Annotated in this window: 16 protein-coding genes and 2 riboswitches; of the genes, 5 read left to right on the top strand and 11 right to left on the bottom strand. The window is 40.6% G+C overall.

The genetic code is table 11. The features are described from left to right. Positions 1–2: 2 nt before the first annotated feature. The 4 genes from cobK to AC3ISB_RS11565 are packed head-to-tail and all read right to left on the bottom strand — an operon-like array spanning position 3 to position 3,748. Positions 3–773, bottom strand: a complete 771-nt coding sequence (gene cobK, locus AC3ISB_RS11580) for a precorrin-6A reductase (protein WP_098371850.1) — start codon at positions 771–773, stop codon at positions 3–5. Further along, positions 770–1,690, bottom strand: a complete 921-nt coding sequence (locus tag AC3ISB_RS11575; RefSeq protein WP_489276455.1) for a sirohydrochlorin chelatase — start codon at positions 1,688–1,690, stop codon at positions 770–772. The genes cobK and AC3ISB_RS11575 overlap by 4 nt, the downstream gene beginning before the upstream one ends. An 18-nt stretch (positions 1,691–1,708) precedes the next feature. After that, a complete protein-coding gene (gene cobJ, locus AC3ISB_RS11570; protein ID WP_098371848.1) occupies positions 1,709–3,364 on the bottom strand; it encodes a precorrin-3B C(17)-methyltransferase in 1,656 nt (551 codons plus the stop codon). A 15-nt stretch (positions 3,365–3,379) separates the two neighbouring features. Continuing rightward, positions 3,380–3,748, bottom strand: coding sequence for a (2Fe-2S) ferredoxin domain-containing protein (locus AC3ISB_RS11565; protein ID WP_098371847.1), 369 nt, complete (start codon positions 3,746–3,748; stop codon positions 3,380–3,382). Positions 3,749–3,898: 150 nt separating this feature from the next. Then, positions 3,899–4,089: riboswitch (cobalamin riboswitch) on the bottom strand. A 201-nt stretch (positions 4,090–4,290) separates the two neighbouring features. After that, a riboswitch (cobalamin riboswitch) is annotated at positions 4,291–4,486 on the top strand. On the opposite strand from AC3ISB_RS11565, the gene AC3ISB_RS11560 reads away from it, so the two are divergent. The 5 genes from AC3ISB_RS11560 to AC3ISB_RS11540 all read left to right on the top strand — a co-directional run bounded on the left by AC3ISB_RS11560 (position 4,470) and on the right by AC3ISB_RS11540 (position 7,344). After that, on the top strand, positions 4,470–4,640 hold the full coding sequence (locus AC3ISB_RS11560) for a hypothetical protein (protein ID WP_179086154.1): 171 nt from the start codon (positions 4,470–4,472) through the stop codon (positions 4,638–4,640). Its footprint overlaps the riboswitch before it by 17 nt. Positions 4,641–4,660: 20 nt before the next feature. Continuing rightward, complete coding sequence (locus tag AC3ISB_RS11555) at positions 4,661–5,404, top strand: energy-coupling factor ABC transporter permease (RefSeq protein WP_098371846.1); 744 nt, start codon at positions 4,661–4,663, stop codon at positions 5,402–5,404. A gap of 1 nt (position 5,405) precedes the next feature. Next, a complete protein-coding gene (locus tag AC3ISB_RS11550; RefSeq protein WP_098371845.1) occupies positions 5,406–5,717 on the top strand; it encodes an energy-coupling factor ABC transporter substrate-binding protein in 312 nt (103 codons plus the stop codon). Then, positions 5,704–6,480 carry a cobalt ECF transporter T component CbiQ gene (gene cbiQ / locus AC3ISB_RS11545; protein WP_098371844.1) on the top strand — a complete coding sequence of 259 codons (777 nt, stop codon included), beginning with the start codon at positions 5,704–5,706 and terminating at the stop codon, positions 6,478–6,480. The genes AC3ISB_RS11550 and cbiQ overlap by 14 nt, the downstream gene beginning before the upstream one ends. Positions 6,481–6,498: 18 nt before the next feature. Next, positions 6,499–7,344 carry an energy-coupling factor ABC transporter ATP-binding protein gene (locus tag AC3ISB_RS11540; protein ID WP_098371843.1) on the top strand — a complete coding sequence of 282 codons (846 nt, stop codon included), beginning with the start codon at positions 6,499–6,501 and terminating at the stop codon, positions 7,342–7,344. A 112-nt stretch (positions 7,345–7,456) separates the two neighbouring features. Here AC3ISB_RS11540 and AC3ISB_RS11535 read toward each other — a convergent pair whose 3' ends face one another. The 7 genes from AC3ISB_RS11535 to AC3ISB_RS11505 form a co-directional block, all read right to left on the bottom strand. Then, positions 7,457–7,675 carry a YozQ family protein gene (locus AC3ISB_RS11535; protein ID WP_098371842.1) on the bottom strand — a complete coding sequence of 73 codons (219 nt, stop codon included), beginning with the start codon at positions 7,673–7,675 and terminating at the stop codon, positions 7,457–7,459. Positions 7,676–7,858: 183 nt separating this feature from the next. Beyond that, positions 7,859–9,286 carry an alanine/glycine:cation symporter family protein gene (locus AC3ISB_RS11530; protein ID WP_098371841.1) on the bottom strand — a complete coding sequence of 476 codons (1,428 nt, stop codon included), beginning with the start codon at positions 9,284–9,286 and terminating at the stop codon, positions 7,859–7,861. 450 nt (positions 9,287–9,736) lie between these two features. Next, complete coding sequence (locus AC3ISB_RS11525) at positions 9,737–11,311, bottom strand: class I adenylate-forming enzyme family protein (protein ID WP_098371840.1); 1,575 nt, start codon at positions 11,309–11,311, stop codon at positions 9,737–9,739. A gap of 27 nt (positions 11,312–11,338) precedes the next feature. Then, positions 11,339–12,511, bottom strand: coding sequence for an acyl-CoA dehydrogenase family protein (locus AC3ISB_RS11520; protein ID WP_489276452.1), 1,173 nt, complete (start codon positions 12,509–12,511; stop codon positions 11,339–11,341). 171 nt (positions 12,512–12,682) lie between these two features. After that, positions 12,683–13,588 carry a LysR family transcriptional regulator gene (locus AC3ISB_RS11515; RefSeq protein ID WP_144528057.1) on the bottom strand — a complete coding sequence of 302 codons (906 nt, stop codon included), beginning with the start codon at positions 13,586–13,588 and terminating at the stop codon, positions 12,683–12,685. Between the two features lie 118 nt (positions 13,589–13,706). After that, the gene (locus AC3ISB_RS11510; RefSeq protein ID WP_489276449.1) at positions 13,707–14,945 is read right to left on the bottom strand and encodes an MFS transporter; all 1,239 of its coding nucleotides are present in this window, start codon (positions 14,943–14,945) and stop codon (positions 13,707–13,709) included. Positions 14,946–15,240: 295 nt separating this feature from the next. Continuing rightward, complete coding sequence (locus AC3ISB_RS11505; protein ID WP_489276447.1) at positions 15,241–17,232, bottom strand: alkyl/aryl-sulfatase; 1,992 nt, start codon at positions 17,230–17,232, stop codon at positions 15,241–15,243. Positions 17,233–17,474 lie beyond the last annotated feature (242 nt).

Genomic DNA, 17,474 nt, shown 5'->3' with positions numbered 1-17,474 from the left:
TCCTATTTTTCATTTAGCTGTTTATTCAACTCGGCGATGACATGATCAAAACTGGAATGAACATTTTGATAGTCAACATCCGGTCGCGATATCATAATCGTTTCTATTCCACATTCCAACGCGGCTTCCAATTTCTCATCAACCGCACCGACCTTGCCACTTTCTTTCGTTATCATCAATGTGACGCCATACTGTTCATATAGAGCTTTATTTAATTCTTTGGAAAATGGACCTTGAATCGCAACGATATTTTTTTGTTCAATGCCCAGCTGCGCACATTTTTCCATATTGTCCATGCGTGGCAGCATTCTCGCTATGACTCTGGTATTCTCGAGCCCTAGCAATTCTTTTGCGAACACGGCTAGGGTTTTACTTCCGGTCGTGAGCATGATGACTCCCCGTTTCGCAGCGGCAAGTTTGGCAGCTTCTTCATAATCACGGACAACTATCAATTTATCATTCTGAAACCGTTGACTTTCACGCTCATAACGAATATAAGGGACATTTGCTGCCTTTGCTCCGTTAAGGGCGTTTTTGGATGCTTCTTCGGCAAATGGGTGACTTGCATCAACTACAGCCTGAAAACCTTTTTCAGAAATTAAAGATGTCATATCCTCTGCAGTTAATCGGCCAATCCGGGTGGATATGCCTGCATCTTGCAAACTTTTAGCCGCCGACCCGGTTACAACAGTTGCCAAAACCTTGAATCCCACCTGCTGCATCTCAATAGCTAATTCCCTTGCATCACTTGTACCCGCCAAAAACAAAATCATTTTGACGTCCCCACCACTTGCCCATCGTGATCGTGGTGATGGTCGTGGTCGTGGTCGTGATGGTGATCGTGATCGTGATCGTGGTCGTGATGGTGATGATGGTGGGCATGCCCATGTTCCTCGACATGTTTACGATAGTTTTCCAAATCACGTGCCCCGCTTGATCTGCCTTCACTAGCTTCAATTACACGTTCTTGCAGAATGTTCTGTAATGTTGGATGATATCCAAAATACTTCGCCAAAATGAATTCTTGATCTTGATATAGCTCTTGATAGCCTTTCAGCATATCCTCCATTCTTTCCATCAACACCCCTGTGAAGAGGAAATATGGCAGCATCACTACTTTTTTTGCCCCTAAGCGGGTGCATCGCTCAATGCCTTCATCAACGTGCGGGTCCGTTACACCCATGAAAGCTGTTTCGACCCATTTAACGTTTAATTTTTCCCATAATAATCGTGAAATTTTATATATATCACTATTTGCATCAGCATCACTGCCACCTCGGCCAATTAGCAATATTGCTGTCTCAGCATGTTCAGAGGTTGTATCGAATCCCGCTTCCTCAAGACGGTCTGTCAGGATTGTCAATACATCATGGTGGACCCCGATCGTTTGGCCATATGTGAATTTCACTTCTGGATACTTTGTTTTCCCATCTTCTATTTCAGCTGGGATATGTAATTTCGAATGACCTGCATGCAACAAAATGATCGGTATGACGATAACTTCAGTAGCCCCTCGTTTTACACAATTATCAATGCCTTTGGATATATTCGGTGCCGCAAATTCCAAGAAGCACGTTTCTACAAGGAAGCGCTCATCCAATGCCGGAATCATATTTTCAATAAAATGAAGGACTTCTTCGTTTCCCGAAGCCAAGCGGCTTCCGTGTCCTACGAACAAAACTGCTTTCATTTACTTTCCCCCTCTTGATTAGTCCTCACAAGGCGCAGGCTCTATGTTTATTTTTGGAGCGATGTCCTGATAAGAAAAATTCTGTATCTTTTTCGAACGTTTGAAGTATTTAAAAAGCCGCTCATTTGGATGGGCATTTTGCTTATACTCCGCGACAATGTCCGTAATCAGTTCAACAAGCTGTTCCGGTTCAATGCCTTCCGCAACCGGCTGACCTGGATGGGCTGTTCTTCCAACCGGTTTAGCTCCAAGAAATAAGTCGAACTTCCCTTTTCGGAAGACAATCCCGATATCATCCATCACAGCACTATAACAAGCCATCCCACACCCATTAAAACCGATGTTAAGTTCCTTGGGCATTTTCATTCCGCCAAGCACCCGATGTATTTCATCCGCATAAGGAATGGATTCCGTTTTTTCACCATCACAGAAATCACAGGCTTTTAATGTCAGTACATCTCCAATCGGCGATAATAGAAAGTTTGCTGATTGCAATTTCCCCGTAATGACTTCCGGATCCGTTGTCGGAATCTTTAATACGATTTTATGATTTGGCGTGTATTCCATCGTGCCCTTTTCCCCGACAACTTCCGCAAGTGTCATCATTTGTTTGGGAGTGAATTGTTTATTCGCCACACCTGGACTAACGGCAAGTTCGAATACCGACTCCATTTTTTGCTGAACAATTGGCTCAATGGATTGCTGAACGGTTTGACCCTTGACTCTTGACAGTGCTTCCATTGCCATTTCAAAGGAAGCTGGCTTCTTTTCTGGTGCTTTTGTAAGTAATCCAACTCCCCCAGCGGATTCGATGAAGACTTCTTGCACAGAATCGGCTTCTTGATCTAATGCCCACGGTTCCGCTTCTTTTTGCAGACGCTGATGCGGCTTCAATGGTTGCTTTTCCGAATTCAAAGTATATTTCCTCTGATAGCCTCTTGGTGTGATGATTTTGTCATCATATAAAAAGGTGGATGAATTACCAATAATGACGGTGGTCAACATTCCAATATCGTGATTCAACATATCTTTCAAATTGGTTATGACAATATCCTGCCTATCGCGATAAGCACTTTTCACCAACCCGACAGGTGTATCGGGCGAACGGTAGCGAAGGAGAATGTTCTGTGTTTCAACAATTTGCCTGGTCCGCCTGCCGCTGCGCGGATTATACAGGGCAATGACAAAGTCTGCCATTGCAGCTGCTTCAACCCTTTTAGCGATCAGTTCCCAAGGAGTTAAATGATCACTGAGACTGATCGTACACGAATCGTGCATGACTGGTGCCCCAAGTAATGATGCACAAGAGTTGATTGCCGAAATGCCAGGAATGACCTCAATGCCCACTCCAGTTTCTTCTTTCCAGCCTTTTTCAATCAATACTTCATAAACCAAGCCAGCCATTCCGTAAACTCCGGCATCCCCGCTGGAAATTACCGCAACTTTCTTACCCAGCTCCGCTTGTTTCACTGCTTCCTGTGCACGTGATACCTCTTCAGTCATACCCGTACTAATAATCGTTTGATCTGTGAGCAGTCCCTGAATGAGTTCAACATAAGTTTTATAACCAATGATGTAGTCACTTTCTTGAAGGGCTTCGACAGCACGTTTGGTAATGTGTTCAAAATTCCCTGGCCCAAAGCCCACGACGAATAATTTACCGTTTGTACTCATTAAGACATCTCCTTTTTACGCTTTGTTCTTTGAAATACCCGTATGAGCAGGAAAATCTGGATTCGGTGTCATTTCCCCATCATTGAATTGGTAGATCATTTGTGGAACAAACTCCCCATCATCAATATGGCTGACAATCTGGCGACCGAAATCAGGCGTTTCCACTCGATACCAGTTTCCTTGAGGATAGGCAATCACAACGCAGGCATCCTTACATCTTCCGTTACACCGTGTCCTGGTTGTATGGATTTTCAAATCCAGTCCTTTGGAAGCAATTTCATCGCGAATCGCTTGGGTTACTTCTTCCCCGCCCTTCTTCATGCAGCTGCTTCCATTACAAATCAACAGATGTGTATTTGTACCCATTAAGTTCCAAGTAGTCATCTTCTTCCTCCTGCGTTCAGGGAAAAGGCAAAATAAAAAACCTTAACATAAGAGTCAAGGTTTAAAAAAACTATATGAATGAGGAGCCCCAGGCAAGAATGCCCAATCTCCCAAAATCGTCATAGTCCTTCTACCTTTCCCTCCGAAAAGTATCATGCAATTTTAAAAGCAGGTTTCCTGGCTTACGCTTCATTTTACTTTGTCCCTTCCCGGCAACAATGCCAGTGGCTATCGACAATTTCATCAGCGTTTACAGTAGCGGGGGCTGCATCGGATTTTCACCGATTTCCCTATTATCCCTTGCTTATTCACACAAGAGCACTTTTAAAATATAATATTTGGTTTTAATATACATTTCTAACTAACTTTATCTATCATATAACAACTTTATCAAAATTCAATAGTTTATTCCGACTGTTTAGAAAAGTTTAATAGAGTATATCCTTCCCACAGGCCTTTCCTTGCAACAAACTTAGTCAAAAAAAAAATATAGTGTAGCTGGAATTATTTCTTTATGGTACACTATACGAGAATTTTCTAAATAATTACATAAGTTTTATGGTGTTGAATTTTTCGGAATTCAGCTTAAAAGGGAAGCCGGTGAAAATCCGGAGCGGTCCCGCCACTGTAAAGGGAAGTCCTATTACTTTAACTTTAATCCACTGTCAAATTAGATGGGAAGGATGTAATGGGATGATGAACCAAAGCCAGGAGACCTGCCATGAAGCGTGAAACTGTTTCAACCTACGAGGATGGGTGTGCGGATCAGGCAGAAAGGCCCATGGTTGGTTTATGCTGCAAAATTCCTGTTCATTACGCACTTCTTTCCTTTGAGAGAAGTGCTTTTTATGTTGGGCGCGCCTTTCTTCTCAAGATTGATCAGAAAAATTAAAAGTGTTGAAAGGAGAAAGAATGAAAAGAACCAATTGGAAAATTATTTATTTTGTCATTTTACTGCTTTTTGTCCCAAAAAGGGCAATGGCCATGCATATCATGGAGGGCTTTTTACCCATTGAATGGGCTATATTCTGGTGGGCCGTTACCCTTCCATTTTTAATCTTGGGTTACCGGTCCATTAGATCCAAAGTAAGGGAAAACCCAGAAACAAAAATGATGCTTGGCCTATCGGGTGCATTTGTATTCATTTTATCGGCCCTAAAGATTCCTTCCGTTACGGGAAGTTCTTCACACCCTACCGGAGTTGGTTTGGGATCCATTTTATTCGGACCATTGGCCATGAGTGTCGTTGGCTCCATCGTTCTGTTATTTCAAGCTGTTTTACTGGCTCACGGAGGATTGACGACATTAGGGGCCAATGCATTTTCCATGGCCGTTTGCGGACCGTTCATTGCTTACTTCGTCTTCAAGGGCGCAACTAAATTGGGGTGGTCTTTTTCACTTGCCGTTTTCTTGGCAGCTGCTTTTGGAGATTTGGGAACCTATGTGGTGACTTCCGTTCAACTTGCTCTTGCTTTTCCATCCGAGGTAGGAGGATTCATGGCCTCTTTCAGTAAATTTGCAGGGATTTTTGCCCTGACCCAAATTCCCTTGGCAATCAGTGAGGGGTTATTGACAGTCGTCGTGATGAATTTCTTAAAAAAATACAATCTAGGCGAATTGAAATTGCTGCGAGTTTTATCTAAGGAGGCCCGTTAACATGAAAAAAAGTTTACTGCTGCTTTTCCTGGTCGTCATTCTTGCTACCATACCGTTAATCACACAACAAGGAACGGAATTTGGCGGTGCCGATGGCGAAGCTGAAGAAGCCATCACTAAAATCCAGCCGGAATACAAGCCATGGTTCAACAGTATTTGGGAGCCGCCAGGTGCAGAAACCGAAAGCTTATTATTTGCGCTGCAAGCTGCAATCGGAGCTGGTTTCATTGGTTATTTCATAGGTGTAACGAGACAAAGAAATAAGCAAACCAAACAAGAAATTCCCGAAAAATCGAATCATGTTACTCATTGATAAATATGCCTATTTCAATGGGCTAAAGGATGTACATCCGTTGGAAAAGATGGTTTTTGCACTCTCCCTTTTGCTATTTTCGTTAACGGTAAGGGATATGACCGTTTCGCTCATCACTTTTACGGTGATGAGTGCTTTAATCATTTTTGGGGCAAAAATCCCGCTTTCTTATTATCTTAAATTACTTCTATTACCAGGATTTTTTATACTATCAGGAACAATTACCATCCTTTTTTCTTTTACAAGCAAATTTACTTCGATTTCGAATATATGGTGGTCCTGGAAGGTCGGGAACTGGCAAATTTTCATCAGCGATGACAGCATAGGTACAGTGATCAATTTGATCACTGTCGTATTAGGCAGCATCAGCTGTTTATATTTCCTTACCTTGACTACACCCATTACCGTCATCCTATCGGTGATGCGAAAACTTAAAGTGCCTTCCTTATTGGTCGATTTAATAGAGCTGACCTATCGCTTCATCTTTATTTTTTTAGATACAGCTTTGGCCATTCACCAATCACAAGCTTCACGGCTGGGGTATGGTTCGTTAAGGAAAGGCATTCGATCTCTCGGATTACTAATCTCATCATTATTTTTAGGAGTATTGCAGCGCTCTGGACATTTGACGATGGCCATGAACGCTAGAGGCTATCAGGAGAACCTTTCCTATATCGAGGATACTTACACCTATTCCTCACGCAATTGGCTGATCGCGATTGTAATACTAGGAAGCTTAATCTTTATTAATGGATTTTTGTAAATTGGAGGCAAACCAAGAATGGACGAGCATATTTTTCATATAGAAGGCCTCACCCATCAATTCGCAGATGGAACGTTCGCTTTAAACGATCTTTCGCTAACGATTCAACATGGTAAAAAGATAGCGTTATTAGGCAATAATGGTGCCGGCAAATCGACTTTATTCCTGCATTTAAATGGTCTTTTACAACCTACAGCAGGAAAGATCAGATTTAAGGGCAAGAAAATGAAATATGACCGTAAAGCATTATTATCATTACGAAAGCAAGTCGGGATCGTTTTTCAAGATCCCGACTCGCAGCTCTTTTCCGCTAATGTACAACAGGATATATCGTTTGGACCGATGAATTTAGGTTGGGATAGAAATGCAGTCCAGGAGAAAGTAAATTGGGCAATGGCTGAAACGGAAGTAACCGAACTGAAAGACAGACCCACCCATTTTTTGAGCCTAGGGCAAAAAAAACGTGTCGCCATTGCAGGGGTACTCGCCATGGAACCCGATGTCTGGCTCTTGGATGAACCTACCGCTGGATTGGATCCTTATTTCTCAAAGCAGATCATGGCTCTGCTGGACAGTATCCACCACCAGGACAAAACGATAATCCTGTCAACTCATGATGTTAATTTAGCTTATCAATGGGCTGATGAAGTCGTGGTCATGAACGATGGTAAGGTCATATACCAAGGGGACCCCGTATCCGTTTTCCATGATGAAGACGTTTTGCTGCAAGCGCATCTGGAGAAGCCGTGGGTTTTTGAAATGTTTCAAGCCCTTCATCAATCAAGGGAACCTGCAGAACGGGACCTTTTCCCAAGAACGAAGGAAGAATTGCTTCAATTGTTGGAGACTGAAAGTATTTATTAATTAAGCATCCCCTAGCTCTTGTTTCATCCAAAAACTAGGGGATCAAACCGATATATCTTTAAAATAACAGGCGATAATTCTTGTTCCTAAAAAACAAAAATCTTATTATTTATTACTTTTCTTCCTCAGTTCTTTCTTTTGCAAGCTCAATATCTCTTCCGTTTACATCATCAACGACTGCTTTTATCTCGCCTTCCGCATAAGTATCCGATACTTGTTCGTGGGTTGTAGCCAGTCCAGAGGATAAATTATCTTCCCGTTTATAATCACTAACATCATATGTTCTTCCGGCAATTTCAGAAGATTCATTTTTTGATTGCTTGCTATCCATTTTTTTCACTCCTAGTTTTTTTAATTGTCCAATCATCCATTGACAGCAGTATTAAAGACAAAAGTATTTTGTGTAAAAACTGAAGCAATATTCAATAATGATAAAAAAAGGAGGGAAAAGGGAAAAAAAAGCTTACAAGTAAAATACCCTTTCAAGGACTTTACATGTAAGCTTATTGAGAGCTTAGGCTTCCTTCTTCACATCCACATTATCGGATGGGTCACCCCAACATTCCACATTCTTCAAACCTTTAATATTGTTCACATGGAAGACAGGATTTTTCCCACTTTTCTTTTGCTTTTGATAATCCGCCAGTGCAGCAAATGCAATCTTCCCTAGTAATGCTATGGCGATCAGGTTGATAATGGCCATAAGGGCCATCAGCAAGTCAGCCAGTCCCCAAACAAAATCCAGTGAGGCAAGAGAACCGAATATCACCATCCCTACGACTGCGATACGATAGATGTTTAACCAAACCTTTTTTTCATTGATGAAGCCAATGTTCGACTCTCCATAATAATAGTTGCCCACAATGGAGCTAAAAGCGAATAACAGTACAATAATGGCAAGGAAAATACCCGCCCAAGATCCCAATGCCGTTCCAAGGGCATTTTGGGTAAGGACGATTCCGTCCGTTTCCTTCGATGTATAAAGACCTGAAAACAAAATGATGAAGGCAGTCGAACTGCAAATGATGAGCGTATCGACAAAAACACCTAGTGACTGAATGAGCCCTTGTTTAACGGGATGACTGACATCTGCCGTCGCACCAGCATTAGGTGCACTACCCATCCCGGCTTCATTTGAAAATAGGCCGCGCTTGATTCCCTGCATCATGGCTGCTCCCAGTACTCCGCCAGCCACTTCTTTTATTCCATTAAATGCACTTTCAAAGATCAGAACAAAAACACCAGGTAACTCGGTAATATTCATGATGATGATAATTAACGCCACTATAACATAGGCTCCTGCCATGATCGGAACGATGACTTCAGAGACCTTTGCAACCATTTTGATCCCGCCAAAAATGATGACAGCCGTGACGATTGCCAGGATGACAGCCGTAACCCACTTTTCAATTCCAAACGATTCATTGAATGCGCTTGTAATCGTATTGGCTTGAACCGAATTGAAAGCAAGTCCAAATGTAAGCGAAATCAACACAGCGAACGTGATGCCCATCCAGCGGGCATTCAATGCTTTTTCCATATAATACGCAGGACCGCCGCGGAATGCATCCCCATCCTTGACCTTATAGATTTGAGCAAGCGTACTTTCAATGAAAGCCGAAGCAGATCCGATCAGTGCTATTAACCACATCCAGAAAACGGCTCCAGGTCCGCCCATCGTGATCGCTATGGCAACACCTGCAAGGTTACCCGTTCCCACCCGGGAAGCCGTACTAATACAAAATGCCTGAAAGGATGTCACACCTTTTTTTTCCGCAGTGGCCCCTTCACCCAATAGCCGGAACATTTCCCCTACCATTCTGAATTGAACAAACTTCGTGCGTACGGAAAAATAAAGTCCCAATCCAATTAACATGATGATTAAAATGGATGACCACAACACATCATTTGTCTCACTAATAAAATTTTCTAACATCTCCATTAAAACAAACCCCTCTACTACACTATAATTATTATTATAAAAACATATACAGCTATAATTTATTCCCCTGTTCATTGGGGAGATAAAAAAATGAAGCCATAAAAAAAAGGAAATTCCGTTATGAATCTCCAATACAATAATATATTATATCCTAACACTCTATTTTTTTCATTCATGAATTGGTGTAATCAATAGAAAAATATAATATTTCAGTATCATTTCCTTTAGATAATAATCTTTCTTCCTCACTTCATTTAACGTTCACTACAACGTTAATTAAATTTCTATTCAAAAACAACTTAGATATAGTACATAAAAGCCTCACACGTCCTGATTCCAGATTAACGTGCGAGGCTTATTTTGCATTCATCTGCTCTATCTTATATTCTGGATTGCTGTAGGTCCCAAGGTTGAAATTAGCTCTTTTATGATATCCTTGTTCTGCCTCTCCTAGATGGTTAGAATACCTTGTGCAAACATCTTTCTTAATTCTTTCTTATCAATTTTTCCAATCGGCGTTAATGGAAACTTATCTAGAAAATAGACAACTTTAGGAACCATATACTTTGAGGTTCTTTGTTTGCAGAAATCAATTAATTCCTCACTAGTACAGTTCAACCCTTCTTGCAGTGATGCAACGACACACACTACTTCTCCCCAATCTGGATGGGGAACACCTATGCAAGCACTTAATGCAACAGAAGGGTGCAGGTTCACCACCCGCTCAACTTCTGAAGAATATACGTTCATCCCGCCTGAAATGATCATATCTTTCTTTCGATCTACGATATAAAGGTAACCGCTTTCATCCCATTTACCAATATCACCAGTGTAGAACCAGCCATCACGGATGTATTCCTGGGTAAGATCAGGTCTTTGATAATAGCCTGCCATCATCGCTGGGGATTTTACGATAATTTCGCCAAGCTCGGAAGGTTCTACATCATTTCCTTCATCATCAATCAGTCGAACTTCGGTAAGAATGCACGGTTTTCCACAGCTTTTCAAAATTTCCGAATTGTTATGATAAGCCCATACATGAGCGCTTTTCGATAGTCTTGTAATGACAATATTACATTCTGTCATGCCGTATTGCTGGCGCATAATGGGCCCGAATACTTCAAAAGCTTCTTTAAGGCGCTTTTGTGAAATTGGTGACGCGCCGTAGAAAATATTGCGCATGGAGCTCATATCATATTCCATCTTCTTTGTCTGATCAAGTAATCTGTATAACATGGTCGGTACCATGAAAGTCGTCGTAATTTCATGTTCCTTTATCGCCCGTATGAATTCTGCAGCGTCGAATGAGCCCATCACATAGACATGGACGCCCGAAACAAGGGATCTCCAAAGTAATGAACCGGCTGAATGCACAATAGGCGTACTTAGCAATACTCGGTCTCGGTCGTCAAGTGGGTCTTCGATAGCGGCAGAAAGTATGGCGGCGCCGAGTCCCTTTTGGGAATGCATGACGCCTTTCGGTGTACCCGTTGTCCCGCCTGTATATGAAAGAAGGGCAATGTCTTCCGCTTCAGCTAATGGCAAGTCTAAATTATTTATTTCACTGGGCCATTGAAACCGTTCAAACTCCTCTGGATAATTAATATTAAAGCCAGGAAGCCCAATGACATGGACATCTTCCTTCTTCATTTCTTCCAAATACTCAAAGAAGGTGTCAAAGTGTGTCTTTGTAGCTATTATGACCACTTCTGGTTTTGCTTCCTTAAGGATGAATTGTATTTCTCGTTTTCCCAGTTTTTCACTTAATGGCACTAAGGTAGCTCCACATTGCTGGATGGCCAAACCAAACATCACACTTTCCAAACTGTTTGGAATGATGGTCGCTATGCGGACACCCCTTCCTGCACCTAAGCGAAGTAAATAAGAAGAGATAAGTTCAGTTTTCTTCCATAACTCGTCGTAGGTTATCGTTTCCCCGGTTGGCAACAAGGTAATTGCAGGCAGTTCGCCGAATCGTTTCATTCCTTTATTCAACAGTGACTGAAATGTCAACTTATGCAGCATGTATTTTTTCCTCCCTCGAAAAAGGTTTTACCCTTTTAATAATGCTTTGGCAATTGTATTTTTTTGAATTTCCGAGGTCCCGCTCAGAATCCGATACATCCGTGCACTCCTGTACATTTTTTCTACTGGATGACCTTTTACCAAGCCTTTGGAGCCAAAGATTTGGATGGCCTTGTCAGCCACACGGCTATTTACTTCTGAAGCAAACAGCTTTGCCATGGACGTGCCTGCCCGATCCTCTTTTCCTTGATCAATTTTTTCAACCACATCATAGACCATGCACCTTGCTGCATAGATTTCCGTCGCCATTTCTGCGAGCATATGCTGAATTGCCTGGAAGTCACCAATGGGCCGTCCATGTTGGACTCGCGTTTTAGCATGCTCAATAGATAAATTGAGAAGGTGTTGAGCCATTCCGATAAATCCGGCCGCATGGGAAGCGCGATTTGTGTTTATTCTCTTCAATCCGAGCAGCAACCCTTTTCCTGGTTCTCCGATTATATTGGCGGCAGGCACTCGACATTGATTGAAATTTAATTCAGCATGTATGCGCTCTCCTGATAGGGGAACTTGAATGTCTCCTAGTTCAAACCCCGAATATTCGGGTGTTTTTTTATCTACTAGGAAAGCAGTGATTCTTCCTTTTTCTCCTTCCTGATATTCTTTCGCTATGACAATGGCGAAATCAGCATAGGGTGCAGCACTGATAAAATGTTTTTTTCCATTCAATAAATAATCATTTCCGTCTTTGACAGCTGTTGTTTCGATAGCAAAGGCATCCGATCCGGCATTTGGTTCTGTAAGGGCAAAGCAGCAGCTAGCTTCCCCCTTCACGACGGGCATCACATATTTTTCTATTTGCTCCTGTGTAAAACTTTCCAGCATCTGACCAATTCTTAGCGGCCCGCCAATCTCGCCGATAACCTGCCCCCATAACACCGCTCCGGAACGGGCCAATTCCTCCTTGAACATGCATAATCCTTTTAAGCTAACATCTTGTCCACCATACTTTTCAGGGAGGTTAATTCCATAAAAACCCAATTCCCTGGATCGTTTTCTTGCCCATTGTATGGATTCCCTCGGTATATCCTCTTCAGCGTTCAATCCATGCTCCTGTTCATATGGAAGCAATTCATTTTGAATGAAATCCTGCAACTTTGCTTGAAGTACCTCTAATTTCTCTTCCTGCGTTGTTACCATAAGTTTCCCCTTTCATTTTTTGGTTTTTGTCAAACTGTTCAAATATTTAAAATGTTATAAAATTAATTTTAATTGTAAATAATACTTAAGTAAAATAATCATATATGATATAAACATAAGAAAAATTGATGTAAATACAAAAAAATATTAGTTCCCCTTCATCATGGGAAACTAATATTTAAGAGTAGTATAGAATTCGAGACATTTAATAAACTCCCTGGCAGCTTTTGAAAAATACTGCTTCTTAGAGCGAACATAACCGAATTCCATTGTATTATTTTCTAGCTCCACCAAAGGAATGGCCACAAGTTCCCCGCTTAGGAAATAGGGGTCGCTGTTAACTCCAATATCATAGGAAAAGGCAATGGCTAATCCCTCAGCGACGGTTTTTTTGATGATTTCTGTATTATTTGTGAAAAACAAAATATTCATCTCACCGTAATGATCAAAAAAACCTTTGATGAACGCCTTCATTCTTGGTCCATTGTAAACGACCAAATTTTCGTCCATTAGCTCTTGTGGGGTTATGCTTTTACGTTTGGCTAAAGCGGAATTCTTACTGACTGAAACAATCACTTTTGCTTCCATTAAAGGTTGAAATTCCAACTCATTTTCTTTTGGTTTAACCTTTGGAATGTTCAATAGCCCGATGTCTATCTTATCATTCAGTACTTCATCGGTTATCTCTTGTCCCCCCTTTTCTTCAATCACGATTTTCACCTCTGGATACTTCTTCTTAAATAATGCCAAGGATTTAGGCAAAACCGTCAGAAATAAACCTTGTGTAGAGGATAGGCGTAATTCTTTTTCCATCGTATCTGAATGTATTTGTGCACTGTCTCTTATTTCTTCTAATTTGCTTAATACTTCAAGAGCTTTCTGAATGATTTCCTTTCCGTCTTCTGTAGGTATCGTTCCTAACCTAGACCGCTTGAAGATTTTTATACCTAATTCCTTCTCCAGACTCGTAATGGCCATGCTGATTCCAGATTGAGAGATATGGAGGCTCTCTGAAGCCGTGGAAATCGAGTTAACCTCGGCTACCTTAATGATATATTCCAATTGTTCAATATTCATGGTTGATTCTCCTTCTAGCCTATTACTAATATCATACCTCGAAAAGAAAGCCCTTTCAATTCTAGAGATGTGGAATCAGGACATCTCAAACTGTCTCCTCAAAAGAAGAATGCCAATTTTATACAATGGTAGTTGTTTTTTCGTATTCTTTAGCGGGTTGTGCCCGATTATTTTTAATAGAAACGGCAACAACCGTTCCCAATAACGCCATTATTACTAAAAACAGGAAAGCTGCATTATAGGAGTCATTAAACAGACTGATAATCATACCGAGGGCTAAAGGCGAAACCGCACCTGCAATTTGACCAGCAAAAGTTACGAGTCCGGAGGCAGAGCCCGTAAGTTCCTTTGGTGAGTATTTTATGATAATCGTATATAGAACGGTTCCAAAGAAAGACAGCGCTATGGAGTTGAGAGTGAGATAAGTGATGAAAAGTGCTATGGACGTGGCGTTAGACATTAAAAAGAGAAAAATTGCCGATAATAAAGCGCCTGCAGCAGCAAGATACTTCTCCCGGTTAGCCATATGCTTATCCAGAAGCCATCCGCTTACATTAAACATCAAGAAACCAAAAACATAAGGGATTGCCAATAAACCCCCGGCGTCTATTAAATCAACCCCTTTTTCCTTAACCAAATATATAGGCATCCAAGTGATCAGACCATAGTTGATAATATTTGAGATAAACTTGAAAGTTATGAGTTTCCAAATGTTTTCGATTTTAAATAATAGTTTCAGGGCTACCTTTTTTTGTTTCGGATTGTCTTTTTTAACCTCTTGAGTTCCTTGAGGCTTTAGAATGAACCAAATACCGAAAGAAATTATTATCCCTAGAATTCCGGCAATGGTAAACATGCCCCGCCAACCGAAAGCTACAACCATTGAAGCGGCAAGAGCAGTACCTAATATCCCGCCAATATTCTGGGCGGACAGGAAAAACGAATTGGCCCGGCCCCGTTCTTCTTCCGGGAAGTTATTTCTTATAGTGGACATACTGGCAGGATAGAAAGGCCCTTCACCTAACCCGAACAGAAAACGAATGAATAATAAAGACATAAATGACCAAGCAAACCCAGACATTACAGTGAATAAAGACCAACTAAATAAAGAAACTGTAACCATGACCCTTGCTCCATATTTATCGGTCATCCATCCGCCAAGCGGTTGCATGAGTGAGTAACTAACAAAAAATATACTAATTAAAAAGCCTGTCTGGGACGTATTGAGATGAAACTCATCTGCAATAGGAATAATTCCGACATTTATGGCAACGCGATCAAAAAAGCTTAAAATCATCCCAACAAATAAAAGGCCGCTAATCACTAATTTTCGTTTCTTACTTGCATACAGCTGCATTCCTCATCACTCCATTTTTTATATTTTCACAAAACTTTTGAATTATATAAGGGAAGCGCTTACATTCCCTTTCGAAATGCCAAGCCTGAAAATTCACTTTTCACTTATTGATTTTTGTTCTGTGACTATTAGGAGCGTTTTCATTAAAAGACAATAAAGACAATAATGATTTAAAAAAACGAAACTGGGATGCCTACAAGATTATTTGATACATTCAAACCCACGAGACTAATAAGTAGACTCGTGGATAGAAACATCCCTCACTTGATCCATCATGCTATAAAGTAGTTGATTATCACGGAGTAACGATATTGACCTTTGGTTGAAATTGATCAAGCAAAGACAGGAAATCTTCAAACTGTTCTTTATCACCTGAAATGGAAACTTTACCGGCCGCTGCCATTTTGGATAAATCTTCACGACCTAGAGCAATCTGATAGAAGGTTATTCTATCCAGTGTTAATGTTGCATCAGGATTGGACGCCATTTTCCCTTTTTTGAAGTTCAATACAGAATTATCCAGATCAAACATGTAATTGGTTTTTGAATCTGTAAAGGTCAAATTGAATGTCATAATTTTATTTTCCGCTTTTGTTCCATTTAATTTAATGGACAAGAATTTCAAGAAATCATCCATTGGCATATTGAGCAGCGTATCGAGATTCATCATTCCGCCAGTTCCCTTGGAGTCTGCCACACCATTCCTTAACTCATCTGCGCCGGTTAGATAGAAATTACGCCACACAGAAGATTCAGCTGTGTATCCTAATTGTTCATAAGCATTAGCCAGTAAATTTTTTGCTTCTGTATTTTTGGGGTTAGCCATGACCACATGCTTTAAGACTTGAGCCACCCAGCGATATTCCCCTTTTTTATAATCAAGTTTTGCCCGTTTAATGACCTTCTTTTCCCCACCCATATATTCTATATATTTAGCGCCCGATTCTTCTTGTGGTAAAGTATCCAAGTCGGATGGATTACCGTTGAAATATCCTAAATAAAAGTTATATACCGCTTTTACGTTGTGTTTCAATGTTCCGTAATACCCCCGATTGGCCCAAACTTTATCCAACTTTTCAGGAAGCTTTAACTTTTCCGCGATTTCATCAGGTGTGAGTCCTAAATTAGCTAATCGTATGGTTTGGTCATGAATATATTTATACAAATCACGCTGACTTTCCAACTGCTCCAGAACATGGTCTTTTCCCCATATGGGCCATGTATGGGCGGTAACCATAGCATCTATATCTTCATTCCCAAACAGATCAACTGTTTCATCAAGTGCTTTCACCCATTTTAAGGTATCTCTGGTTTTAGCTCCCCTTAATGTATAAATGTTATGTAACGTGTGTCCTGTGTTTTCGGCTACGACTAAAGTTTTGTAATCATTGATATAATAATGCATCTCAGAAGGAGCTTCTGAAACCGGCGTCAATAAAAACTTAAATGTTATTCCGTCTATTTCCACCGTTTGAATATCATCCTTTACTTCCATTGTTGGAGGTAAATAGCTAAAATTTCCGTTACTTAATCCCGGGCCAATTCCAGAAGTAACAAATCCTCTTTCATTTGCGGGTAAAAGATTTCCAAACATATAACCTGCACGGCGAGACATTATATTACCTAAAAGAATGTTTTCACTTAGCGCTTCATCATTAAAACCTGCGGGGACAATAATGGGCACCTTTGCTGGATTTTCAGCGTACTGAGCAATGCCTTTCATACCACCAAAGTGATCCGCATGACTATGACTAATAACAATGGCACTTACCGGATTTTTGGGTCGATGTTCAAAATACAGCTCCATCGCTGCTTTGGCCGTTTCAATTGTAGAAAGTGTATCCAAAACTATCAATCCTGTTTTTCCTTCCAAAATGGTAAGCACTGATAAATCCTGGCCCCGTACTTGATAAACGCCATCTACCACTTTAAATAAGCCTGTTATATTTTGTAGTTGTGCCTGTCTCCACAAACTAGGGTTTACAGTAAAACTTGCCGGCTGATCTTCTTTGATGAATGAATATCGATTACTATCCCATACTACGTCACCTTTTGAATTTTTTATTGGATTCATATTCAAGGGTGCAATGAATCCTTTATGTGCATTCTTGAAATCTTCCTTGTCTTTAAAATTCAACTGTTCATAAAAAGCCTTATTTGCTGATATAGTTGCATTTGTTGCGGGCATCGGCTTATCGGATGAAGCATTTGTAACAGAAGTTCCTGCGAGTATAGCAAAAATAATGGGAACGGAAACAATTCCTTTAATAAAAGTTACTTTGGACATTTCATACCCCTTTCTCGTTTGAATAAGCAGATATCATGTCTATATTCCGTATGTTGAAGAAGTAAACTTTCTCTTTTTATAGAAATTTTTAGAATAATTTGAATTTATTTTATAATTAATTAGCCATTAAGTATATTTCATATTTCTAATAGTAACTTCAATTTTATTTATATATAAACTGCTTGTTTACATACGTTTGTTCGGCTAATCTGAACATCCCAATACAAAAAGCCCCTCCCGAT

This window comes from Peribacillus sp. GL_122 (assembly GCF_057835005.1).
The sequence above is the reverse complement of the archived record's forward strand: the minus strand, read 5'-3'. Positions and strand labels throughout refer to the sequence as shown.